This is a genomic window from Pseudomonas sp. QC2 (genome assembly GCF_002859085.1).
In the GTDB taxonomy this organism is placed as follows: domain Bacteria; phylum Pseudomonadota; class Gammaproteobacteria; order Pseudomonadales; family Pseudomonadaceae; genus Aquipseudomonas; species Aquipseudomonas petroselini.
In genome coordinates this window covers 120,240-146,262 of record NZ_PKKS01000006.1, presented here as the reverse complement: position 1 = coordinate 146,262, position 26,023 = coordinate 120,240, and the positions used below count along the sequence as shown (strand labels likewise).

The following is a 26,023-nucleotide window of genomic DNA, read 5'->3' as shown; positions in this document are numbered from 1 at the left end:
GTTGATGCAGATATGGCTGTCCCACTGCTATCGGGGGCAAGCCCCCTCCCACAATTTGATCTCCATACATCAGGTAGATATCAGTCCGCGGCTAACTCGGCGTCCTGCCGGGTTACCCACGCTCCAATGCCTGTGTTCGGCCAGCGTGGGTTTACGGGGCGCCGAAGGTCAAAAGCCAAGGCAGGGCGCGGCGGCCTTAGAGCCGACCGGTATTGCGATTGTCGATCGCGGTTCAAATGTGGGAGGGGGCTTGCCCCCGATGGCGGTGTGTCAGTTGATGCAGATATGGCTGTCCCACTGCTATCGGGGGCAAGCCCCCTCCCACAATTTGATCTCCATACATCAGGTAGATATCAGTCCGCGGCTAACTCGGCGTCCTGCCGGGTTACCCACGCTCCAATGCCTGTGTTCGGCCAGCGTGGGTTTACGGGGCGCCGAAGGTCAAAAGCCAAGGCAGGGCGCGGCGGCCTTAGAGCCGACCGGTATTGCGATTGTCGATCGCGGTTCAAATGTGGGAGGGGGCTTGCCCCCGATGGCGGTGTGTCAGTTGATGCAGATATGGCTGTCCCACTGCTATCGGGGGCAAGCCCCCTCCCACAATTTGATCTCCATACATCAAGTAGATATCAGTCCGCGGCTAACTCGGCGTCCTGCCGGGTTACCCACGCTCCAAAGCCTGTGTTCGGCCAGCGTGGGTTTACGGGGCGCCGAAGGTCAAAAGCCAAAGCCAAAGCAGGGCGCGGCGGCCTTAAAGCCGACCGGTATTGCGATTGTCGATCGCGGTTCAAATGTGGGAGGGGGCTTGCCCCCGATGGCGGTGTGTCAGTTGATGCATCTGTGGCTGTCCCACTGCTATCGGGGGCAAGCCCCCTCCCACAATTTGATCTCCATACATCAGGTAGATATCAGTCCGCGGCTAACTCGGCGTCCTGCCGGGTTACCCACGCTCTAAAGCCTGTGTTCGGCCAGCGTGGGTTTACGGGGCGCCGAAGGTCAAAAGCCAAGGCAGGGCGCGACGGCCTTAGGGCCGACCGGTATTGCGATTGTCGATCGCGGTTCAAATGTGGGAGGGGGCTTGCCCCCGATGGCGGTGTGTCAGTTGATGCATCTGTGGCTGTCCCACTGCTATCGGGGGCAAGCCCCCTCCCACAATTTGATCTCCATACATCAGGTAGATATCAGTCCGCGGCTAACTCGGCGTCCTGCCGGGTTACCCACGCTCCAAAGCCTGTGTTCGGCCAGCGTGGTTTTACGGGGCGCCGAAGGTCAAAAGCCAAAGCCAAAGCAGGGCGCGGCGGCCTTAAAGCCGACCGGTATTGCGATTGTCGATCGCGGTTCAAATGTGGGAGGGGGCTTGCCCCCGATGGCGGTGTGTCTGTTGATGCAGATATGGCTGTCCCACTGCTATCGGGGGCAAGCCCCCTCCCACAGTTTGATCTCCATACATCAGGTAGATATCAGCCTGCTTTTGATCTGCTTTTGATTTTGATCTGAGGCGCCCCGTCAAACACGCTGGCCGGAGTGAGGGCACACCGAGCCTAGGCGAGGTGCCGAGTGTTGGGGCAAGAGCGTTTTGCTTACTTTTGCGCTCTTCAAAAGTGAGCCGCCGTAAGGGCGGAACCATAAGCGGCCGTTACCCTGATAACGGATATGTACACGACCAAAGGCCACCCATGGAAAAGTCAACGTTACGCAAACTAGGAATGCTCGCGGTATTAACCGTCGCCATAGGCCTGATCATCTACACGGTCCAAGCCCCCGCTGACACCCCGCAATACCTGACCGCCACCGCCGAACGCGGCGATATCGAAAACGCCGTCCTCGCCACCGGCCTGCTCGAAGGCATCAAGCAAGTCGACGTCGGCGCCCAAGTCTCCGGCCAATTGAAGTCCCTCAAGGTCAAGGTCGGCGACAAGGTCAAGAAGGGCCAATGGCTCGCCGAAATCGACCCACTGATCCTGCAAAACACCCTGCGCAAAGCCCAGGTCGACGAAGAAAACCTCCAGGCCCAACGCCGTGCGACGGCGGCCCAGCTCAAGCAAGCCAAGTCCGTGTACGAACGCTACAAGGGCCTGCAGGACGACGAGTCGGTATCGCGCCAGGACTTCGAAGACGCCGAGTCCACCTTCCAGGTCCAACAGGCCAACCTGTTGTCCCTGGATGCCCAGATCAAGAGCGCCCATATCCAGATCGACACGGCCAAGGTCAACCTGGCCTACACCCGTATCGTCGCGCCCATCGACGGCGATGTGGTCGGCATCGTCACCCAGGAAGGCCAGACCGTGATCGCCAGCCAACTGGCGCCGGTGCTGCTCAAGTTGGCCGACCTGGACACCATGACCGTCAAGGCCCAGGTCTCCGAAGCGGATGTGATTCATATCAGCCCCGGCCAGCAGGTGTATTTCACCATCCTCGGCGAGGCCGACAAACGCTATTACGCCAAGCTGCGCGGCACCGAGCCGGCGCCGCAGAATTTCCTCGAAACCCAGGCCGCCGGCACGCCGAAGCAGAACACCGCGGTGTTCTACAACGCGCTGTTCGATGTGCCCAACCCCGACCACCGCCTGCGCATCGCCATGACCGCCCAGGTGCGTATCGTGCTCGACACTGCCCAGGCCGCGTTGATGGTGCCGGTGGCGGCGCTTGGCGCACGCAACAACGATGGCAGCTACCCGCTGCGGGTGCTGGACGCCAAGGGCAAGGCGGTTTCGCGGGATGTGAAGACCGGGATCAACAACAACGTCAAGGTGCAGATCCTCGACGGCCTGGCCGAAGGCGACAAAGTGGTGATCGGCGACGCCACGCCGGCCGTGGCGGGGAACTGACGCATGACCCAGCCACTGTTGGAACTCAAGGGCATCACCCGTAGTTTCATGGCCGGCGAGCGTGAATTCATCGCGCTCAAGGGCATCGACCTGACGATACATGCCGGGGAAATGGTCGCGATCATCGGTGCCTCAGGCTCCGGGAAGTCCACCCTGATGAACATCCTCGGCGGCCTGGATTACGCCACGGCGGGCAGCTACAAGATCAATGGCATCGAGACCCGCTCGCTGGGGGACGAGCAGTTGGCCGAACTGCGCCGCGACTACTTTGGTTTTATCTTCCAGCGCTATCACTTGCTGGCGCACCTGAGTGCCTTGCACAACGTGGAAATGCCGGCGATTTACGCAGGCACACCGGAAACCGCGCGGCACAGTCGCGCGCGGGAATTGCTCACGCGCTTGGGCCTTGCGGGCCATACCACCCATCGCCCCAGCCAGCTCTCGGGCGGGCAGCAGCAACGGGTGAGTATCGCCCGAGCGTTGATGAACGGCGGCGAAGTGATCCTCGCCGATGAACCCACCGGTGCCCTCGACACCCACAGCGGCAAGGAGGTGATGCGCATCCTCGCCGAGCTGCACGCGGCCGGGCACACGGTGATCATCGTCACCCATGACCCCAAGGTCGCGGCGAATGCCCAACGTATCGTCGAGGTGAGTGACGGCGAGATTGTCAGCGACAAGGCCAACAACGGTGTCGGCCTGGAACTGCCCAGCGACACCCCGATTGAGCCCAGGCGCAGCGGCGCCCGGCGCTTGGTGGCGAGCCTGGGGTTGTTCAAGGAGGCGTTCAACATGGCCTGGGTCGCGCTGGTGTCCCATCGCATGCGCACCTTGCTGACCATGCTCGGCATTGTCATCGGCATTACCTCGGTGGTGTCGATCTCGGCCATCGGTGAAGGCGCCAAGCGCTATGTGCTCAAGGACATCCAGGCGATCGGCAGCAACACCATCGATATCTTTTCCGGCACCAGTTTCGGCGACAGTCGCGCCTCGGCCATCGAGACCTTGATGCCCTCGGATGTGGACGCGTTGAACCAGCTGTATTACGTCGACAGCGCCACGCCGGTGGTGGGCCGCAACCTGTTGCTGCGTTTTGGCAATATCGACCTGGATGCGCAGGTCAATGGCGTCAGCGACCGCTATTTCAAAGTGAAGGGCCTGAAGCTCGAGGCCGGTATCGCCTTCAGTGAAAGCGACGCACGGCGTCAGGCCCAGGTGGTGGTGATCGACCACAACACCCGGCACCGTCTGTTCGGACCAAATGTCGACCCGCTGGGCCAGGTGATCCTGGTGGGGAACCTGCCGTGCACGGTGATTGGGGTGACTGCCGACAATAAAAACATGTTCGCCGCCAGCAAGGCGCTGAACGTGTGGGTGCCCTATGAAACGGCGGCGGGGCGCTTGCTCGGGCAGCGCCATCTGGACAGCATCACCGTGCGTATCAAGGACGGCCAGCCGAGCAAAGTGGTGGAAGACAACGTCAATAAACTCATGCTGCAACGCCATGGCACCAAGGATTTTTTCACCAACAACCTCGACAGCATCATGCAGACGGTGCAGAAAACCAGTCGCTCCCTGGCGCTGTTGTTGTCGTTGATCGCGGTGATTTCGCTGCTGGTGGGCGGTATCGGCGTGATGAATATCATGTTGGTGTCCGTCACCGAGCGTACCCGTGAGATCGGCATTCGCATGGCGGTCGGCGCGCGCCAGTCGGATATTCGCCAACAGTTCCTGGTGGAAGCGGTGATGGTGTGCCTGATTGGCGGGCTGATCGGGATCTCGCTGTCGTATGCCCTGGGGTTTCTGTTTTCGTTGTTTGTGAAGGAATGGGAGATGGTGTTTTCACTGGGCTCGATCATCACCGCGTTTGCCTGCTCGACGCTGATCGGCATTGTGTTTGGCTTTGTGCCGGCGCGGAACGCGGCACGGCTGGACCCGATTGAAGCACTGGCAAGGGATTGAGACCGGTCTGCCAATGAGGAGCAAATGTGGGAGGGGGCAAGCTCCCTCCCACATTGTGATCGGTGTTGTCTTAAAAACCAGCGGTGTCCTCAGTGGCATACATCCACCGCAACAGCGAATGCCGCCCACTGATCCCCAGCTTGATCGCCGCGCGTTTCAGGTAACTCTCGATGGTGTTGACCTTCAACGCCAACTGCTCCGCCAACTCCGGCGCGGTACGCCCGGCCAGCAGGCCCACGCACACCTCAAGCTCCCGCTTGGACAGGCTCAACCCCGATTGCACCAGGCGCTCTTCAATGCGTCGGCGCAGGGTTTCGATGCCTTGGTTTTCCGCCACCACAGGCTCGCTGCCCGTGCGGCATGGCTGGATCGCGCTGATGTGCTTTTCCACCATCGGCAATAGCAACGTGGAGAAGTCCTGCAGCATGCTGCGCTCCTGCGGCGAAAAGCTGTCGGACTGGTGTGAGCGATACACCGACAGCACGTAGCGCACGTTGTCCCTGCGGCGGGTGAGGTGCAGTTGGGCGGCGGGTTGTTCTTCGCCCAGTGGCGCGACCGAATCGGTGTAGATCGGGCTGATCTTGCGCTGGGTGTGGCCGTCGGCGCTGACCTGCAATTGCGTGATATGGGTGGCGTCCACTGCCAGTTGAGTGAGGATCAGGTCATGCAGCATGCGTGGGAAATGGCGACTGCCGGTGCTGGCGATGACCTTGCCAATATGGGGGAACAACTGTGAGTTCATCATTTCGTCCATGAGGCGTGCAGGCATTCGGCTTTATAGCGGCGGGGATTAAGATGCTAGCCAATGCGAATAACCTACCGTGATAGTCCTTCCCGCCGGAACCTATGCTAGTACAGCCTGGCGACGGGAAGGGGATCCAATCTGAAAAAATCGGATTAAATATTCACAAGCTTAGAAGGACGCGTAACAGTAAGGGCGCACTTGGCCAGCGCCTGCTGCACATCCGCCAGCAGGTCGGCGATATCTTCAAGCCCCACCGACAAACGCACCAACCCTTCGCTGATGCCGTGCGCCGCACGCTCCTCCGGTGTGTAGGTGGAATGGGTCATGCTCGCCGGGTGCTGGGCCAGTGACTCTGCATCCCCCAGGCTGACCGCACGCGTGAACACTGTGAGCGCATTCATGAAGCGCCGGCCGGTGTCGATCCCGCCCTTGAGTTCGAAGGCAATCATGCCGCCAGGCAGTTTCATCTGCCGTGTCGCCAGTTCGTATTGGGCGAAAGAGCGCAGACCGGGGTAAGTCACCCACTGCACGGCCGGGTGCGCCTGCAGGGCTTCGGCCACCGCCTGGGCATTGCTGCAATGGCGGTCCATGCGCAGGGCCAGGGTCTTGAGGCCGCGCATCAATAGCGAGGCGTCCTGGGGCGACATCACCGCGCCGGTCAGGTCCTTGAGGCCTTGCAGGCGAATACGCTGGGCCAGGGCCTGGCTGCTCACGGCGATGCCCGCGGTGATATCGCCGTGGCCGCTGAGGTACTTGGTGGCCGAATGCACCACCACGTCGGCGCCCAGGTCGAGGGGGCGTTGCAGATAGGGGGTGCAGTAGGTGTTGTCGATCACCACGGTGACGTTGGGCTGCTGATGGGCGAGGGCGGCCACGGCGGCGATATCCACCAGTTGCAAGGTGGGGTTGGCCGGGGTTTCGCAGTAGATCATACGGGTGGCGGGGCAGAGTGCCGCTTGCAGGGCGGCCAGGTCGGTGAGGTCGACATGCCGCACCTTGATACCGAATTCGCCGATGCCGTGGTGCAGCAGGGCGAAGGTGCAGCCATACAGCGTCTGACTGACGATCACTTCATCACCGGGGCGCAGCAGGGTCCAGAACGTGGCGGCGATCGCCCCCATGCCGGAACTGAAAGCCACTGCCGCCTCGCCGTTTTCCAACGTCGCCATGCGTGACTCCAGCAGTGCCAGGGTCGGGTTGGAAATGCGCGTATAAAAGTGGCCGGTGGCTTCGCCAGCAAAACACGCGGCGCCGTATTCGGCGGTGGGGAATGCAAAGGTGGCAGACAGATAAATCGGCGGCACGAGCGCGCCGTGATGGTCCTTGGGGTCGTAGCCGTGGTGGATGGCGCGGGTGGAAAAACCGAATGTGTTGTGTTTATTGTTCATGTCGGGCGCTCCTTATTTCCTACAATGCTATGCTCATAACCAGAGATGAACTTTGCAATGTTTGCTGCCAATTCCCGCGTCCTGGGATGAAAATCGTCTAAAAATAACAATCAGAGGCACGTTATGCCCGTCAGTCTCGACCGCACCGATAAGGCCCTTTTAAACGCGTTGCAAGGCAATGCCCGACTCACGGTGGCTGAGTTGGCCGACCGCGTCTCTCTGACGACCTCACCGTGTTGGCGCCGGGTGCGCAACCTGGAGGAGAGTGGCGTTATCAGTGGGTATCAGGCGATCCTCTCGCCCAAGGCGCTGGGGTATGGGGTGACGGCGTTTGTCAGCATTATGATGGAGAGTCATACCCAGGAGATTGCCAGGGCGTTTGAGCAACGGTTGTTGGAGATTCCCGAGGTGGTGGCGTGTCATAACGTGTCGGGGCGGTATGATTTTTTGTTGGAAGTGGTAGCTAGGGATCTCGAGTCGTTTGGCGAGTTTGCGCGGGAGGTGTTGCAGACGCTGCCTTGCGTTAAGGAAATTTATTCGAGTTTTTCTTATAAGTCGGTGCGGGCTTTGCGGGTTATTCCGTTGCCGGGGTGATGGGGGTGTGTACATATCCATTACTTCGGTAACGACGGCCTGGAGCCGGCCGATTTCTTACTGCCGATCTCGGTCAAATGTGGGAGGGGGCAAGCCCCCTCCCACAGTTTGATCTTCATACATCAGGTAGATATCAGCCTGCTTTTGATCTGCTTTTGAGCTTGGGCGGCCCCCAAATCCCTGTCGCATGACGGGCACACCGAGCGGCCCGCTGTAAGCGCGGAACCAATAGCAGCCGTTACCCCAATAACGAATATGTACCCAACACACACACAAACAATTGGTCACCCCGTCTTACCCAAAATTGGATATTCCTCCCCAAAGCCCCGATGACTAACCTAGCCATCAATCCCCACTGCCCCGGAATATCACCATGCAAACCCGTACCGATTTCTACACCGCCTCCCCAGACGCCATGAAAGCCATGCTCGCCCTGGAAGCCGCCGTCGGCAAACTGTCCATCGAGCTGCCACTGCTGGAACTGGTGCGCTTGCGCGTATCGCAGATCAACGGCTGCGCCTTCTGCCTCGACATGCACACCGCCGATGCACGCAAGGGCGGCGAGACCGAGCGCCGCTTGTACACCCTGTCGGCCTGGCGCGAAACGCCGTTCTTCACCCCACGTGAGCGTGCTGCCCTGGCCTGGGCCGAAAGCCTGACCCTGCTCAGCCAGACCCATGCCCCGGATGAAGATTTCAACACGTTGGCCGCCGAGTTCAGCGCTCAGGAGCAGGTCGACCTGAGCGTGGCGATCGCCACCATCAACAGCTGGAACCGCCTGGCCGTGGGTTTTCGCAAGATGCCCAAGTAATCCTTAGAAGTTGACCGATGCACTCAGGCGCGCCGTCATTGGCGCGCCCTGGAACAGGTAGTCATCGCCCATGTACTCGCCCGCGTCGCGCCAGTAGCGCTTGTCGAACAGGTTGTCGACGCTCAGGCGAAACACCGTCTCATAGCCGTCCACTTGGGTGGTGTAGCGGCTGCCCACATTCACCACCGCGTAATCTCCCACCTCGACAGTGCCGGTGCGGTTGGCGGACTTCTTGGCGCTGTACTGCACGCCACCGAGCACCGCCAGGCCGTTCACCCATGGCAACGCATAGTCCGCATACACGCTGGCGCGCAGCTTGGGCACGTTGATCGCCTGGTGGCCTTCATAGTCCGGCGTACCGCTGCCGGTGACCCGCGCAAGAATCGCGGCCACGCTGGTTGCGATTTGCAGGCGCTCGGTCGCCCAACCGTTGGCCGACAGTTCCAGCCCGGTGTTCTTCTGCTCGCCCTGTTGCACGTAGGTGAAGTTGCCGGCGCCATCAGGCTTGGCGTACTGGTAGGCCTGGCGGGTCTGGAACACGGCGGCGGCAAAGCTGATGCGGCGCCAGTCGTATTTGACCCCGGCCTCGAGTTGCCGCGAGGTGGTGGGTGCCAGGGTTTCATCGGCGTTGCTGGCGAACCATGGCGCGGTACCGCCCAGGGACAGGCCTTTGCTGTAGCTCGTGTAGAGCGAAATGCTATCGACCGGTTTGTAGATCAACGATGCCTGCGGCAGGAACACGTATTGCTGGGTGTGGCGCGCCTGGCTGCCAGTGGCACCGTCGAAGGCCTTTTCGTCCAGCCGCACTTCGCGGCCACCGAGGATCGTCTGCCATTGCTCGTTGACGCGGATGCGGTCGGTGACGAACAGGCCGTACTGGCGGCTGTCGAGGGTGCGATGGCTGGCGTTGAGGGGTTTGTCGGTCGGCGTGAACGAGGGCGCGTCCACGTCGATGTTGGTGGTGCCGATCAGTTCGTTAACCGATTTTCGCTTGTCGATCACCCGGCGGAACGCACTGGTGCCGAACGTCAGCTCATGGCCGAGGCCGGCGGTGTCGAACAGCCCGGTCAGCGCGGCCTGCACCTCATCGTCGCGGCGGGTGTCGTCCGGGCTGCGATAGTCATAGACGTCGTAATTGCCTTCGGGGCTGAAGTAGTTCGGTACGCTTGACGTGCAACGGGTCGACCCATAGCAACCCCAGGCAAACGAACTGTAATCGTCGATCACCACCTTGCTGCGGGCCGCGCTGAGGCGGCCTTTCCACTGATCGCTGAAGCGGTATTCGAACGTGCCATTGAGGTTCAGCGAGTCGATGCCCACCTGTTTGGAGCCGGTCTGATGCCCCAGCAGTTTCTTCGGCGAGGCGCCGTGTGGCACCTCCGTGCCGCCCAGCAATTGGTAACCCGGCACCGAGCGCTGTTGCTTGTCCTGGTACTCCGCGTCCAGTTGCAGCAGGGCGTCCGGGCTGATGTTCCAGTCGAACGCCAGGGCCACAAAATCGCGCTGGCCGTTGGCGTGTTCCACATAGGAATTGAGGTCTTCATGGGCGACGTTGGCGCGCAGGCCGAACTGCTGCTCGCTGCCGAACCAGCCGCCGACGTCGGTGGCGACATAGCCGCTGCCGCGATCGTCGGTGGACACGGTCACCGAGCGCACATCTTCCGGGCGCTTGGTCACGTAGTTGATCACGCCGCTGGGTTCGGAGATGCCGCTTTGCAGGCCCGCCAGGCCCTTGAGCACTTCCACCTGCTGCTTGTTTTCCAGGGCAACGTTCTGCTCGCCGGTGATGGTGCGCCCATTGATCTTGTAGCTGCTGGCCGCGTTCAGCGAGAAGCCGCGCACCACAAAGTTTTCGTAATAGCCGATGGGCGCATAGCTGTCGCCCACCGAGGCATCGTTACGCAGCACTTCACTGAGCAGGCGCGCTTGCTGGTCCTTGATCAGTGCGGCGTTGATCACGCTGATCGAGGCCGGGGTGTCCAGCAGCGGCGCGTCATCGAAGCTGCCGACCGAGGCGGTTTCACTGCGGTAGCCTGACGTGTCCTGGCCTTGGACCTTCACCGCCGGCAGCTCAATTTCAGCCGCCAGGCTGTTACCGATGCCGCCACTGAGCAGCAGGCCGAGGGCGAAACGTGAGGTGACGACGGGACGAAAACGCGAAACCATGGGGGCAAGGCCTTAAAGCGCAGGGCGGGGGGCGCATAAGCTAGGCATATCGGCCAGGTTTTACAAGGTATTGAGAAGGTTTCTCCGTTAGTGGCGATGTTTCAACGTTTCACTGGGCAATTCCTTGAACAGCGCGCGATAACTGTTGGAAAACCGCCCCAAATGCCAGAACGACCAATTCATCGCCACCTCCGCCACCGTGGTGCCGGGTGAGTTCAATAACTCCCGTCGCGCCCCATTCAACCGTCGCAGCCGCAACCACTGCGCCGGGCTCATGCCGGTGTAGGTCTTGAAGCCCTGCTGCAACTGTCGCAACGGCACGCCGGCAATCCGGGCCAGTTCCAGCAGGTTGACGGTTTCGTCCGGAACGTCTGCCGCCCATTCGCCAATGCGCGCCATCAACTGGCGTTCGTCGCTGCGCCGCTGCAACGCGTGGCGGTCCAGGCAGACGCAGGCGTTGTCGAGGATGAACAGGCAATCGTCCAGCAGCTGTTGGGTGAGGGGGGCGGGATCGGTGACCGTGGGCAAGCGTGTCAGCGTGCTACTTAACCAACGGCTGAACAGCGCGTTCTGTTGGCACGTCAGCGGGGCCATGAACAAGCCTTCGAGTGTTGCCACATCCAGCCCATGACGCTGCACAAATTGCGGCCCGAACACCACCGCCACTTCGCGGTAGTTTTCCGGGGTGATCCAGGTGTTGCGGCTTTCGCCATTGAGCACGTACAGCGCGTTGTCGCTGCCGTCGAAGCAGAACGCCAACGACCCTGACGGCGCGTTGAAATGCTGCTCCACGCGGGTGTTCATGCGCTCTTCGTACACCTGCACGCCTTGCAGGTCGAGGTAGCGGATCTGCCCGGCGAAATGCCCTGGGGACATCTGCTGGTACTGCTGCACCCAGCCGGGTGTCGCACCGCATTGAGCGGCCACATCACCGGTGGTGAAGGCCTGTACGCGCAACGCTGTCGACTGTGTCATGGGATACCCTGGGCGCACTCTAATGGTGCGTTGTGGCGCGTGCAAAGTGGATAGATGCCGACGGGCAGCGGCCTCAAGATAGACCTCAATGCGCCAGGTGTACAAGCCGACGCCAGTCCCCCAGCCATGGACTGCGACAGGCTCAAGCAGTGCCTGGGCGTGTGGGGTCGTGCTGTTGAGCGTCTAACAACCAATAAAGGGGTGTCGATATGCGTCTTGTGAAACAGCTTCTCCCGCTGGCACTGGTGGCGGCATTCAGCAGCACCAGCCAGGCGGCACCGACGGTGAGCATCTACAACTGGACCGACTACATCGGCGAGACCACCCTGGCCGATTTCCAGGCCAAGACCGGGATCCAGCCGGTCTACGACGTATTCGACTCCAACGAAACCCTGGAGGGCAAGTTGCTGGCCGGGCGCACCGGCTATGACGTGGTGGTGCCGTCCAACCACTTCCTGGCGCGACAGGTCAAGGCCGGTGCGTTCCTCAAGCTCGACCGTACGCAACTGCCCAACTTCAAGAACCTCGACCCCAAGCTGCTCGCGCTGCTGGAGAAAAACGACCCCGGTAACGCACACTCGGTGCCGTACCTGTGGGGCACCAATGGCATCGGTTACAACGTCGACAAGGTCAAGCAGGTGCTCGGCGTCGACCGTATCGATTCGTGGGCGGTGCTGTTCGAGCCCGAGAACATCAAGAAGCTCAACCAGTGCGGCGTGGCCTTCCTCGATTCGGCGGACGAGCTGTTCCCGGCGATCCTCAACTACCTGGGCAAGGACCCGCGCAGTGAGAATCCCGAGGACTACAAACAGGCCGAAGCCAAGCTGCTGACGCTGCGGCCGTACATCACCTATTTCCATTCCTCCAAGTACATCTCGGACTTGGCCAACGGCGATATCTGCGTGGCCTTCGGTTATTCCGGCGACGTGTTCCAAGCCGCCAACCGCGCCAAGGAAGCCAAGAACGGCGTGAACATCGCTTATTCGATTCCCAAGGAAGGCTCCAACCTGTGGTTCGACCTGTTGGCGATTCCCGCCGACGCGAGTAACCCGAAAGAAGCCCACGCGTTCATCAATTACCTGCTCGACCCTGAAGTGATCGCCAAGGTCAGCGCCTCGGTGGGCTATGCCAATGCCAACCCGGCCGCCAAGGCTTTCATGGCCCCGGAACTGGTGAACAACCCCGAGGTGTACCCGCCACAGGCCGTGCTCGACAAACTCTACATTTCCACCACGCCCACCCCGGCGACCATGCGCCTGATGACCCGCGCGTGGAGCAAAGTGAAGACCAATAAATGATCCAGTCAACTGACCACGCCCACTCCTACTACCGAGCCACGGCCAACGCCCTGGCGGAGCGTCCGGCCCTGGGCACCGACCTGACCGCTGACGTGTGCGTGATCGGCGGCGGCTTCACCGGCGTCAACACCGCCATCGAACTGGCCCAGCGTGGGCTCTCGGTAGTCCTGTTGGAAGCCCGGCGCATCGGCTGGGGCGCCAGCGGGCGCAATGGCGGGCAGTTGATTCGCGGCATCGGCCATGATGTGTCGGGGTTCGCCAAGCATGTGGGCGAGGAGGGCGTGCGTTACCTGGAACGCGCCGGGATTGAGTCGGTGGCGCTGGTGGGCGAACGCATTCGCGAGCACAGCATCGACTGCGACCTGCGCTGGGGCTTTTGTGAATTGGCCAATACGCCGGCACAGTTCGCCGCGTTCAAGGCCGAGCAGGCACACCTGGCCGACCTGGGGTACGTGCATGAAACCCGTCTGGTCGGCCCACAGGACATGCAACAGGTGGTGGGCTCGACAGTGTATGCCGGTGGCCTGGTGGACATGGGCTCCGGGCATTTGCATCCGCTGAACCTGGTATTGGGTGAAGCACGGCTGGCCGAGTCCCTCGGCGTGCGGATTTTCGAGCACACCGAAGTGCTGGAACTGCTCCACGGCGACACCGTGCAGGTGCGCTGCGCCGGTGGCACCGTGCGCGCGGCCAGCCTGGTGCTGGCGTGCAATGCGCACCTGGAGGAACTGGAGCCCCGTTTGAGCGGCAAGGTGCTTCCGGCCGGCAGCTACATCATCGCCACCGAGCCGTTATCGGAGGACATCGCCACCCCGTTGATCCCGCAAAACTTCGCGCTGTGCGACCAGAAAGTCGGCCTGGACTACTACCGACTGTCCGCCGACCGACGCCTGTTGTTCGGCGGCGCCTGCCATTACTCCGGACGCGACCCAGCGGACATCGCCGCCTATATGCAGCCGAAAATGCTCAAGGTGTTCCCGCAATTGGCCCAGACCGCCATTGAGTTTCAGTGGGGCGGCAAGATCGGCATCACGGCCAACCGTTTTCCGCAGGTGGGGCGGCTGAAGCAGTACCCGAATGTGTTTTATGCCCAGGGGTATTCGGGGCATGGGCTGAACGTGACGCACTGGTGTGCAAGGCTGCTGGCCGAGGGTATCCACGCCGGTCACAGCCAGGGCCTGGATATGTTCAGCCAAGTGCCGCACATGACGTTCCCCGGCGGCAAGGCGCTGCGTTCGCCGCTGTTGGCGCTGGGGATGATGTGGTATCGGTTGCGGGAATGGCTCTAGTCACAATCCAATGTGGGAGGAAGCAAGCCCCCTCCCACATTTTGTATCCCATCAGTCTTGGGGAGCGGTGAGTACCTTTCGGAAGGTTTCTACCAACGGCCGGAGGTTTATCCGATGCCACGCCGCCCACAGCGGCGTGGTGTAGGTCATCCACGGCAACTCCCGCAACACCACGCCCGGCGGTGCATTGCGGCTCAGGCCTTTTTGCACCATTGCCACGCCCAGCCCCGAAGCGACCAGCCCCAAGGCGGTAAACGGCTCACCGGCCTCCATGGGGATCTGCGGGGTGAAACCGGCGCGGATGCAGGCGGCGACGAAGTCGTCGGCGGGGTTGGCGCCGGGTTTGCGCTGCACCCCGATCCATTCCTGGTCGGCCAGGTGTTCCGGCAACAGCGCGTTTTGGCGGGCCAATGGATGATGCTCGGGCAGTGCCAGCAGCATGGGGTCGTCGAGCACCTGCAGCGCGGTCAGGTCCGGGTCATCGGCGGCGGGTGGTTCACCGACCAGGGCAATGTCCAGGCTGCGTTGGCGCAGGCCTTCGAGTTGTTCGAGGGATGGCAGGTTGTACAGCTTGATATGCACGGTGGGCCGGTCGTCCCTCAGGACGCGCAAGGCATTGGGCAGTACACCGGCATGCATGGCGTTTTCGATATAGCCGATGCACAGGCCGCCTTCTTCACCGCGGCCCAGGCGCTTGCCCAGGGACTCCAGGCGATTGGCGTGGGTCAGCAGCGCCTTGGTTTCCGCCAGGAAGGTCTGGCCGTCACGGGTCAGGCGGATGCGTTGCTGGCTGCGTTCGAACAGGGTCAGGCCCAGGCGCTCTTCGAGCTGGGCGATCTGCCGGCTCAGCGGCGATTGGGAGATGTGCAGGCGCTCGGCGGCCCGGCCGACGTGTTCTTCTTCAGCGACCACTTCGAAATAGCGCAGTTGACGGAGATCGATCATGTTAGACCTGTGAGGACTCAAGTTGGTCGCAGTATGTCTTGGACGGTCCGATCTAGGCAATCTAGCCTCTGCTCAACGGTCACCGCGACCACGAACCGATTGAGGATCCCACCATGAGTTTGAAAGACACACTGCCAGGCGTTTTGGGCTTCGGCACCGCACCGCTGGGCAATATGTTCCGCGCCATCCCCGAAGCAGAAGCACAGGCCACTGTCGAGGCCGTCTGGAACGCCGGCGTGCGCTACTTCGACACCGCGCCGTTCTATGGCTCGGGCCTTTCCGAATTGCGTCTGGGCCAGGCGCTGTCGCAGTACAACCGCGATGACTTCGTGCTCAGCACCAAAGTCGGCCGGGTGATTCTTGATGAAGTCGAAGAAAGCCCCCGTGACCTTGGCGAAAAAAGCGGCGTGTTCGAACACGGTCGCCCGAACAAGATGGTCAACGACTACAGCGCCGATGCAACGATGCGCTCGATTGAAGACAGCCTGGAACGCCTGCAGACCGATCGCCTGGACATCGTGTGGATCCATGATATCGCCCAAGACTTCTACGGCGACCAGTGGCTGGAATACTTCAACCAAGCCCGCACCGGCGCGTTCAAAGTCCTCACCCGGCTGCGCGAAGAGGGTGTGATCAAGGCCTGGGGCCTGGGTGTGAACCGCGTCGAGCCCTGCGAACTGACCCTGGACCTGACCGAAGCGCAACCCGACGGCTTTTTGCTGGCCGGCCGCTACACTCTGTTGGACCACGATCGCGCCCTGCAACGCCTGATGGACGCGGCCCTGGCGCAGCACGTCGAGATCGTCGTCGGTGGCCCCTACAGCTCCGGCATTCTCGCCGGTGGTGAGCATTTCGAATACCAGCAGGCCAGCCCGGCGATCATCCAAAAGGTCGAGCAGATCAAGGCAATTGCCCAAGCGTTTGGCGTGAGCGTGAAAGCCGCGGCCCTGCAATTCTCCCTGGCGCACCCGGCCGTGGCGGCGGTGATTCCAGGCGCCAGTCGTCCGGGGCGGATTGCCGAAGACGTCGTGGCGTTGTCAGAGAAAATCCCGGCAGCCTTCTGGCATGCCCTGCGCGATGCCCGATTGATTTCGGACCGTGCACCACTGCCGCGTTAACTTCAGGAGTTCAACCGATGAAAATTGATGTAAGCGGTAAAGTGGCCATCGTCAGTGGCAGCACCGCCGGTATCGGCCTGGGTATCAGCCTCGCGCTGGCACAGTCCGGCGCCACGGTGGTGGTGATCGGACGTGACGCCGGCAAGGTGGATGATGCATTGGCGAGCATCCGTCAGACCGTGCCAGGCGCGGACCTGCGCGGGTGGGTGGCGGACCTCGGCACGGTCGAAGGCGCAGAAAAACTGTTCGCCGCCGAACCGCGTGCCGACATCCTGGTCAACAACCTGGGCATCTTCAACGATGTGGATTTCTTTGAAGCGCCGGACAGTGAGTGGACGCGCTTCTACGAGGTCAACGTGATCTCCGGCGTACGCCTGGCGCGCCATTACGTGCCGGGCATGGTTGAGCAAGGCTGGGGACGGGTGATCTTCGTGTCGTCGGAATCCGGTGTGGCGACGCCGGCGGACATGATCAATTACGGCGTGACCAAAAGCGCCAACCTGGCGGTGTCCCATGGCTTGGCCAAGCGCCTCGCAGGGACGGGTGTGACGGTCAACGCCGTGCTGCCGGGCCCGACCTTCACCGATGGCCTGGAGCAGATGCTCAAGGACGCGACCCAGAAATCCGGGCGCAGTGCGCGGGACGAGGCGGATGTCTTCGTGCGTCATGCGCGGCCGACGTCGATCATCCAGCGGGCGGCGAATGTGGATGAAGTCGCCAACTTGGTGGCTTACATTGCTTCACCCCTGTCTTCTGCCACCACCGGTGCCGCGTTGCGGGTCGATGGTGGTGTTGTCGACAGCATGGCAATCTGAATTGTTTTTCATTTTAGGGAGTATTAATCGTGGCAACAGCGTCTTCGGTCATTGAAGTTCCGGTTTCGGCCGATCAGGTCTGGCAATTGGTCGGCGGCTTCAACAGCCTGCCGGACTGGCTGCCGTTTATCGTCAAGAGCGAGCCCAGCGATGGCGGTCGTGTGCGGCATCTGGAAACCGCCGATGGCGGTGTGGTGGTCGAGCGTTTGCAGACCTTCGATAACGTGGGGCGTACTTACAGCTACACCATCGAGCAGTCGCCGTTTCCGGTGAGTGCGTACCTGGCGACGTTGCAGGTTGAAGCGCTGAGCGAGACGTCGGCGAAAGTCACCTGGTCCGGTGTGTTCACCCCGGCGGTGGGGACTACGGATTCGGCGGTGGAGGAGTTGTTTGCCGGTGTCTACAGCGGTGGATTGGAGGCGTTGCGGGCCAACTTCCCGGCCTGATTCCATCCTTCAGGCCCTCCCACCTGTGGACCTCACTGCCTGATGGATCAGGCTTCAGGCATCAACTGTTGGCGGCACTCCAGAATCAGGCGCGCGCCCCCTTGCGCGCTCGTACCCACTTCCAACTTGAACCCATGCAAGTTGATGATCGCCGCCACAATCGACAAGCCCAGCCCGAACCCGCCTTGCTGGTCGCTTTCATCCACGCGATAGAAACGCTGGAACACCGCGTCACGCTCCGCCGCAGGTATACCCGGCCCCGAGTCATGCACTTCAATGCGTGTACTGCCGGCATCATTGACCCCGCGCAGCATCACTTCGCCGCCCGGAGGGGAGAACTTGATCGAGTTGCTCAGCAGGTTGGCCAGGGCTTCGAACAAGAGGGCGCGGTCGCCGGTGATCCACGGCAGGGACTCCGGGATTTCCAACTTCAGTTGCAGTTCGCCTTCTTCGGCCAGGGGCAGGTAGAAGTCATGCAGTTCGCGCAGCAGCGGTAACGGGTCCACGACCAGAAAACCTGAGCGCCGCTGGTGGTCTTCCAGTTCGGAGATCCGCAACAGCCCACGAAACCGCGCCATCAGGGTGTCAGTTTCGGCAATCGCGTCGTCCAGCTTTACCGCATAGTCCGACTCCGCCTCAGCCTCCTGTTTGATGCGATACAGCTGCGCACGCAGGCGCGTGAGCGGGGTGCGCAGGTCGTGGGCGATGTTGTCGCACACCCCCTTGACCTCGTTCATCAGCTTCTCGATGCGGTCGAGCATGGCGTTGACGATGGCGGCAAGCATGTCCAGTTCGTCACGCCGATCGGACAGCGGCAGGCGGTGGGTGAGGTCACCGGCGACGATGGCTTCGGCGCTGGCCTGGATGCCGCGAATGCGCCGCAACGGACGGCGGCGCAGCAAGTGCCAGCCGGCGGCACCGGGGATGATCGTCAGCGACAGCGCCCACAACAGCGCATGCCAGATGATGCGGGTCACGCCAAACAACGAACCGTTGGCACGCACCAGCACCAGCCAGCGGCCGTCGTCGGTGTGGGTGGCCACGGCGTCGCAGCTGTCCTTGGGCAGTTTGGGGTCGTCGGAGTCGACGCAATTGGCCAGGGCGTGAATCTTGCCGTCCAGGGGCAGGTCCGGCGGCATCGCGCGGATCGGCCCGTTCAAGGGCCGGAACTGCTCGTCGAACAGGCCGTAGGCGTCCACGCCCTTCATGTCGAAGGTCATGCTGGTGGTCAGGGCTTCCACCAGTTCTTCGCCGTCAAAACGCTGGAACAAGTGCTGGCGCTGCAGCAGGGAATGGCGCGACAGGTCGCCCAGGTACCCGGAAACCTCGTAATACAACACCCCCATCAGGATGCAGCTCCAGGCCACGAACAACGAACTGTACAGCGCCAGCAAACGGCTGCTGGAGGAGCGCCAGCCTTTAGAGGGGTTCAGCAATGACATAACCGGAACCTCGTACCGTGCGGATCAGCGGCGTGAGACCCGGTGGGTCGATCTTTTTGCGCAGGCGACCGATGTGCACGTCGATGAGGTTGGTACCTGGGTCGAAGTGATAGCCCCAGACTTCCTCGAAAATCATCATCCGCGACAGGATCTGCCCGGTGTTGCGCATCAGGAACTCGAGCAGTTTGTATTCGGTGGGCAACAGGCTCAGGGGCTGGTCGGCGCGGCTGGCTTCGCGGCTGATCAGGTTCAGTTCCAGGTCGGCCACGCGCAGGGCGGTTTCGAATTCCTTGACCGTGCTTTTGCGTCGCAGCAGCACTTCGACACGGGCGGCCATTTCATCCGAGGCGAACGGCTTGGTGAGGTAATCATCACCCCCGGCCCGCAGGCCGCGCACGCGTTCGTCGACATCGGAGAGGGCACTGATCATCAGGATCGGTGTTGATACACCAATAGTGCGCAGGGTTGTGACGATGGCCAGGCCATCGAGTTCCGGCAGCATGCGATCGAGGGTGATCAGGTCGTAATCCCCACTCACTGCGCGGACCAGGCCCTCGCGGCCGTTGTCTACCCAGTCTACATCCAGTCCATGGCTACTCAGCTCGGCGACGATCTCGCGGGCTGTTACGGCGTCATCCTCGATGGTCAAAATACGGGTCATAGGATTACCTGGTGAGCGATTGACACTAGAAGTGGACACATTTTGCCAAGAAATGCCTGAACGCTTCCTAAATAAAACTTCATCTTGGCAAAACTGACACAGATTTCATCACCGCTCAGTGCATGGAATGCATAACGCCCGCCTTAAACGATCGATTCTTGCAACTTGCATGGTTTTGGTAAGTTCAAAATACTTAAGCTATTGATCTATAAAGATTTTAAATTTAATCGCGACTGGCATGGTGACTGCACTGTCCCTTTTGAGACTTGTAACACTATTTTTCTGCCTTGGAGCAAAACAACAATGATCACATCCTCATCCACGCTGCAAGAGTCGAGCGCGCTCTCCGGGGTTTCCTGGGGGGCGATCTTTGCCGGGGCCGCTGCCGCGGCTGCGTTGTCGCTGATCCTGGTACTGCTGGGCTTCGGCCTGGGCTTTTCGGCGGTGTCGCCGTGGGCCGACAGCGGTATCAGTGCCAAGGGGCTTGGCATTTCCACGATTGTCTGGCTGGCGTTCACGCAGATCGTCGCGTCCGGGTTGGGCGGTTATATCGCCGGTCGGTTGCGCGTGAAGTGGGCCAATATGCACGGCGATGAGGTGTACTTTCGCGACACCGCCCACGGCTTCCTGGCCTGGGCTGTTGCCACGCTGATCACGGCGATGCTGGTGGTGGGTTCGGTCAGCAGTGTCGTCAGCGGTGGCGTCAAAGCCGGCGCGAGCGTTGCAGCGGGCGCGGCCAGTGGTATCACCCAAGCGGCCGGCAGTGCCGCCAAGGGCGTCAAAGGCGGCGACTTCGATTACTACGTTGACAGCCTGTTCCGCGATGATCGCCCGGTTGCCGTCAGTGAAGACGCGGCCCACGGCGTGGTTGCACGCATCTTCACTCGCACCCTGAGCAACGACGGCCAGCTTGCCGCCGAAGATCGTGCCTACCTGGCCCAACTGATCAGCCAACGCACCAACCTCAGCCAGGCGGATGCCGAGGCGCGAATCGACAAGGTCTACGGCGATGCCCGTAAAGCCGTTGAAGACGCCAAGCTCAAAGCCAAGCAAGCCGCTGACACGGCCGCCAAAGTCGCTGCGTATACCTCGCTGTGGACCTTTATCGCGCTGTTGATCGGTGCATTCTTCGCCAGCTTCGCAGCCACCTTCGGCGGTCGCCGTCGCGATGCCGTGGTATATGTCGAAACCGAACACTTCGTACGTTAATTCAAGGAGAACATCATGCGCTCATTACTTCTGTGGTTCCTCGGTATCCCAATCCCGATCATCATCCTGATCGCGATATTCGTGCACTGATAGCACGTCTTACTCGGTAAAAAACTGTGGGGGCGGGCTTGCTCGGGAATGCGGTGTATCAGTGACTCATGAGTTGACTGACACAACGCTTTCGCGGGCAAGCCCGCTCCCACATTGGGTGGTGTGTAGCGCCAGCCAACTTGTCACCACGGCCGCGCGCTGGCAGCTATTTACTGATCACAAGGTGGGGCAGCAGGTCAGTCATCAAACCCAACCTGCTCGTGGATCTCGTCCACTTTCAACTCCAATCGGTACGCCACCGCAATAAACAGCGCCTGGCACAGGCACAGGGTGGCGCTCAACGAGCGGAAGGCAAACGACGAACCTTCATTGACCAACAGCACCGCGTTCGCGCGCTTGGCCAGGGGCGACAGGTTGCTGTCGGTGATGATCAGCGTCTTGGCCTGGTGGTGCTGGGCGATGCGCAGGCAGTGCTGGGTCTCTTTGCCGTAGGGCGTGAAACTGATGGCGATCACCAGGTCATTGGCGCGCACGCTGCGCATCTGCTCGCGGTAGCTGCCGCCCAGGCCCGAGATCAGGTGGATGCGCTTGTTGGTGTGCTGCAGGTTGTAGACCAGGTAATCGGCCACCGCAAAAGAGCGGCGCACGCCGACCACGTAGATGTTGTCGGCGTTGACCACCAGGTCCACGGCCTTGTCGAAGGCCACGTCATCCAGTTCCAGCCCCAGGCGCTCGATTCCGGACAGGGTGGCGTTGACGCACTCGCGCGCCAGGTCGCCGCCGCTGGCTTTCTGCGACTTGTTGGCGATCATGCTGCGGATGCGCTGCTGGTAGTTCTGCACCGGTGTGGTCTTGTGGGTGTAGGCCTCGCGAAACAGCGCCTGCATCTCACTGAACCCACTGAAACCGAAGCGCTGGGAGAAGCGCACGATGGCCGACGGGTGCACTTCGCACTCACGGGCGATGTCGCTGATGCGGTCGACCATGATCCGGTCGCTCTGCTGGCTCATGTAGCTGGCGATGCGCTTGAGTTGGCGCGGCAGGCTCTCGTATTCGTCGGTGATCAGCTGCAACAGGCGCTCGGCATTGATCGGAGGGCTGGCGATAGAGTCTTCCAGGGTGGTCTCGGGATCGGTGCGGGACATGGGCAATCCTTCTGGCGTGTTCTTCTGATGCGCTGATGGGTGGCGCAAGTCTACAGGGTAGGCGCAAAAAAATACCTCGGCATCACGGCGGCCGTGGCCTGCTGAAACGATGCACTGCCGCTTGCATACTCTTGTACAAGCTTAATGGAAAAAATATTCCAATGAAAAAATATATGGAATAAATATTGATTGGTGCCGCAGGACGTTCTAGTCTGCTCCCACCAAGAGCGTTTGCCGTCGCCACGGCGGCACAACGCAGGCTGATAAAAATAACAGGAGCCAGCATGGGCCAGACTCGTTTTGCCAGTGGGCGTCAATTGGATCTGATTTGCCTCGGGCGCCTGGGCGTCGACCTCTATGCACAGCAAGTGGGTGCGCGGCTTGAGGACGTATCCAGCTTTGCCAAGTACCTCGGCGGATCCTCCGCCAACATCGCTTTCGGCACCGCGCGGCTGGGGCTCAAGTCGGCGATGTTGAGCCGGGTCGGCGACGACCATATGGGGCGCTTCCTAGTGGAATCCCTGGCGCGTGAAGGCTGCGATGTCAGCGGCATCAAGGTCGACCCGGAGCGCCTCACCGCCCTGGTGTTGCTCGGCCTCAAGGACCGCGAAACCTTCCCTTTGGTGTTCTACCGCGAAAACTGCGCCGACATGGCCTTGCGTGCCGAAGACATCAACGAAGCCTTTATCGCCTCAAGCAAAGCCCTGCTGATCACCGGCACGCATTTCTCCACCGACGGCGTGTACAAGGCCAGCATCCAGGCGCTGGATTACGCGGCCAAGCACAACGTCAAGCGCGTGCTGGATATCGACTACCGCCCGGTGCTGTGGGGTCTGGCAGGCAAGGCCGACGGCGAAACCCGTTTTGTCGCCGATCAGAATGTCAGCCAGCACGTGCAGAAAATCCTGCCGCGCTTCGACTTGATCGTCGGCACCGAAGAAGAATTCCTGATTGCGGGGGGCAGCGAAGACTTGCTCACCGCCTTGCGTAAGGTGCGCGAATTGACCCCGGCGACCCTGGTGGTCAAGCTCGGTCCGCAGGGTTGCACAGTCATCCACGGCGCCATTCCCGCGCGGTTGGAAGACGGCGCCATCTACCCCGGTGTGCGTGTGGAAGTGCTCAATGTGCTGGGCGCCGGCGATGCGTTCATGTCGGGGTTCCTCAGTGGCTGGATCAACGATGCGAGTGATGAACGGTGCAGCCAGTTGGCCAATGCCTGCGGCGGCCTGGTCGTTTCGCGGCACGCCTGTGCGCCGGCGATGCCGACGCCTGCGGAGCTCGAGTACCTGTTCAACAGCCCGGTGCCGATTACGCGCCCGGATCAGGACGTGACGCTGCAGCGCCTGCACCGCGTGACGGTGCCGCGCAAGAACTGGAAGCAACTGTTCGTGTTTGCCTTTGACCACCGCTGGCAGTTGGTGGACCTGGCGCAGAAAGGTGGACAAGACACGACGCGCATCAGCGCCATCAAGCAACTGTTTATCCAGGCCATCGAACGCGTCGAGCAAAAACTCGCTGAGCAAGGCGTGGAAGCCGACGTCGGCCTGCTCGCCGACCAGCGCTTCGGCCAGGACGCCCTCAACGCCGCCAGCGGTCGCGGCTGGTGGATCGCGCGCCCGGTGGAGGTGCAGAACTCGCGGCCGCTGGCGTTCGAACATGGCCGCTCGGTGGGCAGCAACCTGATTGCCTGGCCCCAGGAACAAATCATCAAGTGCCTGGTGCAATTCCACCCGGACGACGAGCCGCTGCTGCGCCTGGAACAGGAAGCGCAACTCAAGGCGGTGTACGAGGCGTCTATCGTCAGCGGCCATGAACTGCTGCTGGAAGTCATCCCGCCCAAGGATCACCCGTCCACTTACCCCGACGTGCTCTATCGCAGCCTCAAGCGCCTGTACAACCTGGGCATCTACCCGGCGTGGTGGAAGATCGAGGCGCAGTCGGCCGAGGACTGGAAGAAGCTCGACGAGCTGATCCAGGAGCGCGACCCGTACTGCCGAGGCGTGGTGCTGCTGGGCCTGAATGCCTCGGCCGAGTTCCTCGCCGATGGCTTCCAGCAAGCCAGCCAGAGTACGACCTGCCGGGGTTTTGCCGTGGGTCGCACGATCTTCCAGGAACCGAGCCGGGCGTGGATGGCGGGGGAGATTGATGACGAGACCCTGGTCCAGCGGGTGCAAGCCACCTTCGAGCAACTGATCAATGCCTGGCGCAGTGCCCGAGGCTAAAACCCGTTCTTAATTTGAAATGCAATCCAATGTGGAAGGGGGCTTTTTGTGGTGAGCGGGCTTTTGTGGTGAGCGGGCTTGCCCCGCGCTGGGCTGCGAAGCAGCCCCACCGGCTCTGCGACTAACCCGTCGCGGGACAATCCCCCCCTCACCACAGCAACCCAGCTTCCACATAAAGCAGATCTCAGTGATACCTGAAAATAATAAAGGTGCAGCCATGCCCGCAATCCGAATTGGCATCAACCCGATCTCCTGGAGCAACGACGACCTGCCGGCCCTGGGCGGTGAAACGCCCCTGAGCACCGCCCTGAGCGAAGGCAAGGAGATCGGCTACGAAGGCTTCGAACTCAACGGTAAATTCCCCAAGGACGCCAAGGGCGTCGGCGACGTGTTGCGCCCCTACGACCTGGCGTTGGTCTCCGGTTGGTACTCCAGCCGCCTGGCCCGTCGCTCGGTGGCCGAGGAAATCGAAGCCATCGCCGGTCATGTCGAGCTGCTCAAACAGAACGGCGCCACGGTGCTGGTGTACGGCGAGGTGGCCGACTCGATCCAGGGCTCGCGCATCCGCCTGATCGAACGCCCACGTTTCCACAGCGAACAGGCCTGGCAGGACTACGCTGACAAACTCACCGAACTGGCGCGTTTTACCCTGTCCCAGGGCGTGCGCCTGGCGTACCACCACCACATGGGCGCTTATGTTGAATCCCCGGAAGACATCGACCAACTGATGAACCGTACCGGCCCGGAAGTCGGCCTGCTGTTCGATTCCGGCCACTGCTACATGGGCGGCGGCGAGCCGATTGACGTGCTGCGCAAGCATATCGGGCGTATCTGCCACGTGCACTTCAAGGACGTGCGCAAACCTGTGGTGCAACTGGCGCGCAACCAGATGTGGAGTTTTCCGGATTGCATCGTCAACGGCACCTTCACCGTGCCCGGCGATGGCGATATCGACTTCGCCGAATTGCTCGATGTGCTGCTCGCCGCCCAATACCAAGGCTGGCTGGTGGTGGAGGCCGAGCAGGACCCGGCTGTGGCGCCGAGCTATATCTATGCGAAAAAAGGCTACGACACCTTACGTGCTCTGTTGAATGAGAGGACCGGAAAATGAGCTTGTTGGTCAAAAGCAGCAAACGCGGAAAAACCATGGTCGCCCTGGAAGAAGGGCGCCTGGAGTACGTGGGCTTTGCCGCCTACCGCCTGAGCCTCGGCGAAACCCTGCCGGTCAGCGCCGGTGATCAGGAGCTGTGCCTGGTGCTGCTAAGCGGCCGGGTGAACATTGAGGGCGAAGGCTTCAACTGGCAGAACCTGGGGGATCGCCAGTCGGTGTTTGAAGACAAATCCCCGTTCGCCGCCTACCTGCCACCGGGCACCGATGCGCAAGTTACCGCCTTGAGCGATGTACAGATTGCCGTCTGCGCCGCTCCCGGCACAGAAGGCTACGAACCACGCCTGATCCGCCCGGAAAACTGCAAGCGCAGCGTGCGCGGCAAAGGCGCCAACACCCGCTACGTGTGCGACATCCTGCCTGACAGCGAGCCGGCGCATTCGCTGCTGGTGGTGGAGGTGCGCACGCCGTCCGGGCACTCGTCGAGCTACCCGCCGCATAAACACGACACCGACGACTTGCCGCACCAGAGTTTCCTTGAAGAGACCTACTACCACCAAGTCAACCCGCCCCAGGGCTTTGTGTTCCAGCGTGTCTACACCGACGACCGTAGCATCGACCAGGCCATGGCGGTGGAAAACAGCGACCTGGTGGTGGTGCCCAAGGGCTATCACCCGGTCAGCGTGCCGTATGGCTACGAGTCCTATTACCTCAACGTAATGGCCGGCCCCAAGCGCGCCTGGCATTTCCATAACGACCCGCAGCACAGCTGGCTGCTGGACCTTTAATCAGCGGTTTGGACGGAGAA

General features: G+C 61.4%; 21 protein-coding genes. 13 read left to right on the top strand and 8 right to left on the bottom strand.

Translation table 11 applies throughout. The features are described 5' to 3' along the window. Positions 1–1,673: 1,673 nt before the first annotated feature. Together macA and QCBJ_RS06465 are read left to right on the top strand one after the other, a co-directional pair. Complete coding sequence (gene macA / locus QCBJ_RS06470) at positions 1,674–2,825, top strand: macrolide transporter subunit MacA (RefSeq protein ID WP_012723758.1); 1,152 nt, start codon at positions 1,674–1,676, stop codon at positions 2,823–2,825. Positions 2,826–2,828: 3 nt separating this feature from the next. Next, a complete protein-coding gene (locus QCBJ_RS06465; protein ID WP_102060344.1) occupies positions 2,829–4,787 on the top strand; it encodes a MacB family efflux pump subunit in 1,959 nt (652 codons plus the stop codon). A gap of 70 nt (positions 4,788–4,857) precedes the next feature. Here the strand turns inward: QCBJ_RS06465 and QCBJ_RS06460 are convergent, their stop codons facing one another. Both QCBJ_RS06460 and QCBJ_RS06455 read right to left on the bottom strand, forming a co-directional pair. Next, the gene (locus QCBJ_RS06460) at positions 4,858–5,529 is read right to left on the bottom strand and encodes a helix-turn-helix transcriptional regulator (RefSeq protein ID WP_080567183.1); all 672 of its coding nucleotides are present in this window, start codon (positions 5,527–5,529) and stop codon (positions 4,858–4,860) included. 155 nt (positions 5,530–5,684) lie between these two features. Further along, a complete protein-coding gene (locus QCBJ_RS06455) occupies positions 5,685–6,920 on the bottom strand; it encodes a methionine gamma-lyase (protein ID WP_102060343.1) in 1,236 nt (411 codons plus the stop codon). Between the two features lie 123 nt (positions 6,921–7,043). On the opposite strand from QCBJ_RS06455, the gene QCBJ_RS06450 reads away from it, so the two are divergent. Together QCBJ_RS06450 and QCBJ_RS06445 are read left to right on the top strand one after the other, a co-directional pair. After that, positions 7,044–7,514, top strand: a complete 471-nt coding sequence (locus QCBJ_RS06450) for an Lrp/AsnC family transcriptional regulator (RefSeq protein ID WP_012723762.1) — start codon at positions 7,044–7,046, stop codon at positions 7,512–7,514. A 373-nt stretch (positions 7,515–7,887) separates the two neighbouring features. Beyond that, positions 7,888–8,325 carry a carboxymuconolactone decarboxylase family protein gene (locus QCBJ_RS06445; protein WP_012723763.1) on the top strand — a complete coding sequence of 146 codons (438 nt, stop codon included), beginning with the start codon at positions 7,888–7,890 and terminating at the stop codon, positions 8,323–8,325. 3 nt (positions 8,326–8,328) lie between these two features. Here QCBJ_RS06445 and QCBJ_RS06440 read toward each other — a convergent pair whose 3' ends face one another. Both QCBJ_RS06440 and QCBJ_RS06435 read right to left on the bottom strand, forming a co-directional pair. Continuing rightward, positions 8,329–10,491, bottom strand: coding sequence for a TonB-dependent siderophore receptor (locus tag QCBJ_RS06440; protein WP_102060342.1), 2,163 nt, complete (start codon positions 10,489–10,491; stop codon positions 8,329–8,331). Positions 10,492–10,578: 87 nt separating this feature from the next. Beyond that, on the bottom strand, positions 10,579–11,466 hold the full coding sequence (locus tag QCBJ_RS06435) for a helix-turn-helix domain-containing protein (protein ID WP_046034024.1): 888 nt from the start codon (positions 11,464–11,466) through the stop codon (positions 10,579–10,581). Between the two features lie 209 nt (positions 11,467–11,675). Between QCBJ_RS06435 and QCBJ_RS06430 the strand changes: the two genes are divergently transcribed. Both QCBJ_RS06430 and QCBJ_RS06425 read left to right on the top strand, forming a co-directional pair. Then, entirely contained in the window at positions 11,676–12,764 is a 1,089-nt protein-coding gene (locus tag QCBJ_RS06430) for a polyamine ABC transporter substrate-binding protein (protein ID WP_046034025.1), read from the top strand. Next, complete coding sequence (locus tag QCBJ_RS06425) at positions 12,761–14,053, top strand: FAD-binding oxidoreductase (protein WP_102060341.1); 1,293 nt, start codon at positions 12,761–12,763, stop codon at positions 14,051–14,053. The genes QCBJ_RS06430 and QCBJ_RS06425 overlap by 4 nt, the downstream gene beginning before the upstream one ends. Positions 14,054–14,104: 51 nt before the next feature. Here the strand turns inward: QCBJ_RS06425 and QCBJ_RS06420 are convergent, their stop codons facing one another. Then, positions 14,105–14,998, bottom strand: a complete 894-nt coding sequence (locus QCBJ_RS06420; RefSeq protein WP_102060340.1) for a LysR substrate-binding domain-containing protein — start codon at positions 14,996–14,998, stop codon at positions 14,105–14,107. Positions 14,999–15,111: 113 nt separating this feature from the next. Between QCBJ_RS06420 and QCBJ_RS06415 the strand changes: the two genes are divergently transcribed. From QCBJ_RS06415 to QCBJ_RS06405, 3 genes are read left to right on the top strand one after another with little or no spacing between them, the layout of a single operon-like run. Continuing rightward, positions 15,112–16,116, top strand: a complete 1,005-nt coding sequence (locus tag QCBJ_RS06415; protein ID WP_102060339.1) for an aldo/keto reductase — start codon at positions 15,112–15,114, stop codon at positions 16,114–16,116. Positions 16,117–16,133: 17 nt separating this feature from the next. After that, positions 16,134–16,931 (top strand): SDR family NAD(P)-dependent oxidoreductase, encoded by a 798-nt coding sequence (locus QCBJ_RS06410; protein ID WP_102060338.1) that lies wholly within the window; start codon positions 16,134–16,136, stop codon positions 16,929–16,931. Between the two features lie 29 nt (positions 16,932–16,960). After that, positions 16,961–17,377, top strand: coding sequence for an SRPBCC family protein (locus tag QCBJ_RS06405; RefSeq protein ID WP_012723772.1), 417 nt, complete (start codon positions 16,961–16,963; stop codon positions 17,375–17,377). Positions 17,378–17,424: 47 nt separating this feature from the next. Here the strand turns inward: QCBJ_RS06405 and QCBJ_RS06400 are convergent, their stop codons facing one another. Further along, positions 17,425–18,819 carry a HAMP domain-containing sensor histidine kinase gene (locus QCBJ_RS06400; RefSeq protein ID WP_102060337.1) on the bottom strand — a complete coding sequence of 465 codons (1,395 nt, stop codon included), beginning with the start codon at positions 18,817–18,819 and terminating at the stop codon, positions 17,425–17,427. Beyond that, complete coding sequence (locus QCBJ_RS06395) at positions 18,797–19,480, bottom strand: response regulator transcription factor (protein WP_010564812.1); 684 nt, start codon at positions 19,478–19,480, stop codon at positions 18,797–18,799. Before QCBJ_RS06395 ends, QCBJ_RS06400 begins: the two co-directional genes overlap by 23 nt. 303 nt (positions 19,481–19,783) lie before the next feature. On the opposite strand from QCBJ_RS06395, the gene QCBJ_RS06390 reads away from it, so the two are divergent. Further along, complete coding sequence (locus QCBJ_RS06390; RefSeq protein ID WP_102060336.1) at positions 19,784–20,689, top strand: hypothetical protein; 906 nt, start codon at positions 19,784–19,786, stop codon at positions 20,687–20,689. 287 nt (positions 20,690–20,976) lie between these two features. On the opposite strand, the gene QCBJ_RS06385 is transcribed toward QCBJ_RS06390, so the two are convergent. Beyond that, positions 20,977–21,885, bottom strand: coding sequence for a MurR/RpiR family transcriptional regulator (locus tag QCBJ_RS06385; RefSeq protein WP_012723775.1), 909 nt, complete (start codon positions 21,883–21,885; stop codon positions 20,977–20,979). Between the two features lie 284 nt (positions 21,886–22,169). Here QCBJ_RS06385 and iolC point away from each other — a divergent pair, with 284 nt between their 5' ends. From iolC to iolB, 3 genes are all read left to right on the top strand, one after another. Next, complete coding sequence (iolC, locus tag QCBJ_RS06380) at positions 22,170–24,107, top strand: 5-dehydro-2-deoxygluconokinase (protein ID WP_046034031.1); 1,938 nt, start codon at positions 22,170–22,172, stop codon at positions 24,105–24,107. 217 nt (positions 24,108–24,324) lie between these two features. Further along, entirely contained in the window at positions 24,325–25,218 is an 894-nt protein-coding gene (gene iolE / locus QCBJ_RS06375) for a myo-inosose-2 dehydratase (RefSeq protein ID WP_043205231.1), read from the top strand. After that, entirely contained in the window at positions 25,215–26,003 is a 789-nt protein-coding gene (gene iolB, locus QCBJ_RS06370) for a 5-deoxy-glucuronate isomerase (RefSeq protein WP_012723778.1), read from the top strand. The genes iolE and iolB overlap by 4 nt, the downstream gene beginning before the upstream one ends. Positions 26,004–26,023 lie beyond the last annotated feature (20 nt).

What these genes read in the sequence shown, in the direction of transcription:
- macA (WP_012723758.1), top strand. Translation starts at nt 1,674, where the DNA reads ATGGAAAAGTCAACGTTACGCAAACTAGGAATGCTCGCGGTATTAACC.
- QCBJ_RS06465 (WP_102060344.1), top strand. Translation starts at nt 2,829, where the DNA reads ATGACCCAGCCACTGTTGGAACTCAAGGGCATCACCCGTAGTTTCATG.
- QCBJ_RS06460 (WP_080567183.1), bottom strand. Translation starts at nt 5,529, where the DNA reads ATGAACTCACAGTTGTTCCCCCATATTGGCAAGGTCATCGCCAGCACC.
- QCBJ_RS06455 (WP_102060343.1), bottom strand. Translation starts at nt 6,920, where the DNA reads ATGAACAATAAACACAACACATTCGGTTTTTCCACCCGCGCCATCCAC.
- QCBJ_RS06450 (WP_012723762.1), top strand. Translation starts at nt 7,044, where the DNA reads ATGCCCGTCAGTCTCGACCGCACCGATAAGGCCCTTTTAAACGCGTTG.
- QCBJ_RS06445 (WP_012723763.1), top strand. Translation starts at nt 7,888, where the DNA reads ATGCAAACCCGTACCGATTTCTACACCGCCTCCCCAGACGCCATGAAA.
- QCBJ_RS06440 (WP_102060342.1), bottom strand. Translation starts at nt 10,491, where the DNA reads ATGGTTTCGCGTTTTCGTCCCGTCGTCACCTCACGTTTCGCCCTCGGC.
- QCBJ_RS06435 (WP_046034024.1), bottom strand. Translation starts at nt 11,466, where the DNA reads ATGACACAGTCGACAGCGTTGCGCGTACAGGCCTTCACCACCGGTGAT.
- QCBJ_RS06430 (WP_046034025.1), top strand. Translation starts at nt 11,676, where the DNA reads ATGCGTCTTGTGAAACAGCTTCTCCCGCTGGCACTGGTGGCGGCATTC.
- QCBJ_RS06425 (WP_102060341.1), top strand. Translation starts at nt 12,761, where the DNA reads ATGATCCAGTCAACTGACCACGCCCACTCCTACTACCGAGCCACGGCC.
- QCBJ_RS06420 (WP_102060340.1), bottom strand. Translation starts at nt 14,998, where the DNA reads ATGATCGATCTCCGTCAACTGCGCTATTTCGAAGTGGTCGCTGAAGAA.
- QCBJ_RS06415 (WP_102060339.1), top strand. Translation starts at nt 15,112, where the DNA reads ATGAGTTTGAAAGACACACTGCCAGGCGTTTTGGGCTTCGGCACCGCA.
- QCBJ_RS06410 (WP_102060338.1), top strand. Translation starts at nt 16,134, where the DNA reads ATGAAAATTGATGTAAGCGGTAAAGTGGCCATCGTCAGTGGCAGCACC.
- QCBJ_RS06400 (WP_102060337.1), bottom strand. Translation starts at nt 18,819, where the DNA reads ATGTCATTGCTGAACCCCTCTAAAGGCTGGCGCTCCTCCAGCAGCCGT.
- QCBJ_RS06395 (WP_010564812.1), bottom strand. Translation starts at nt 19,480, where the DNA reads ATGACCCGTATTTTGACCATCGAGGATGACGCCGTAACAGCCCGCGAG.
- QCBJ_RS06390 (WP_102060336.1), top strand. Translation starts at nt 19,784, where the DNA reads ATGATCACATCCTCATCCACGCTGCAAGAGTCGAGCGCGCTCTCCGGG.
- QCBJ_RS06385 (WP_012723775.1), bottom strand. Translation starts at nt 21,885, where the DNA reads ATGTCCCGCACCGATCCCGAGACCACCCTGGAAGACTCTATCGCCAGC.
- iolC (WP_046034031.1), top strand. Translation starts at nt 22,170, where the DNA reads ATGGGCCAGACTCGTTTTGCCAGTGGGCGTCAATTGGATCTGATTTGC.
- iolE (WP_043205231.1), top strand. Translation starts at nt 24,325, where the DNA reads ATGCCCGCAATCCGAATTGGCATCAACCCGATCTCCTGGAGCAACGAC.
- iolB (WP_012723778.1), top strand. Translation starts at nt 25,215, where the DNA reads ATGAGCTTGTTGGTCAAAAGCAGCAAACGCGGAAAAACCATGGTCGCC.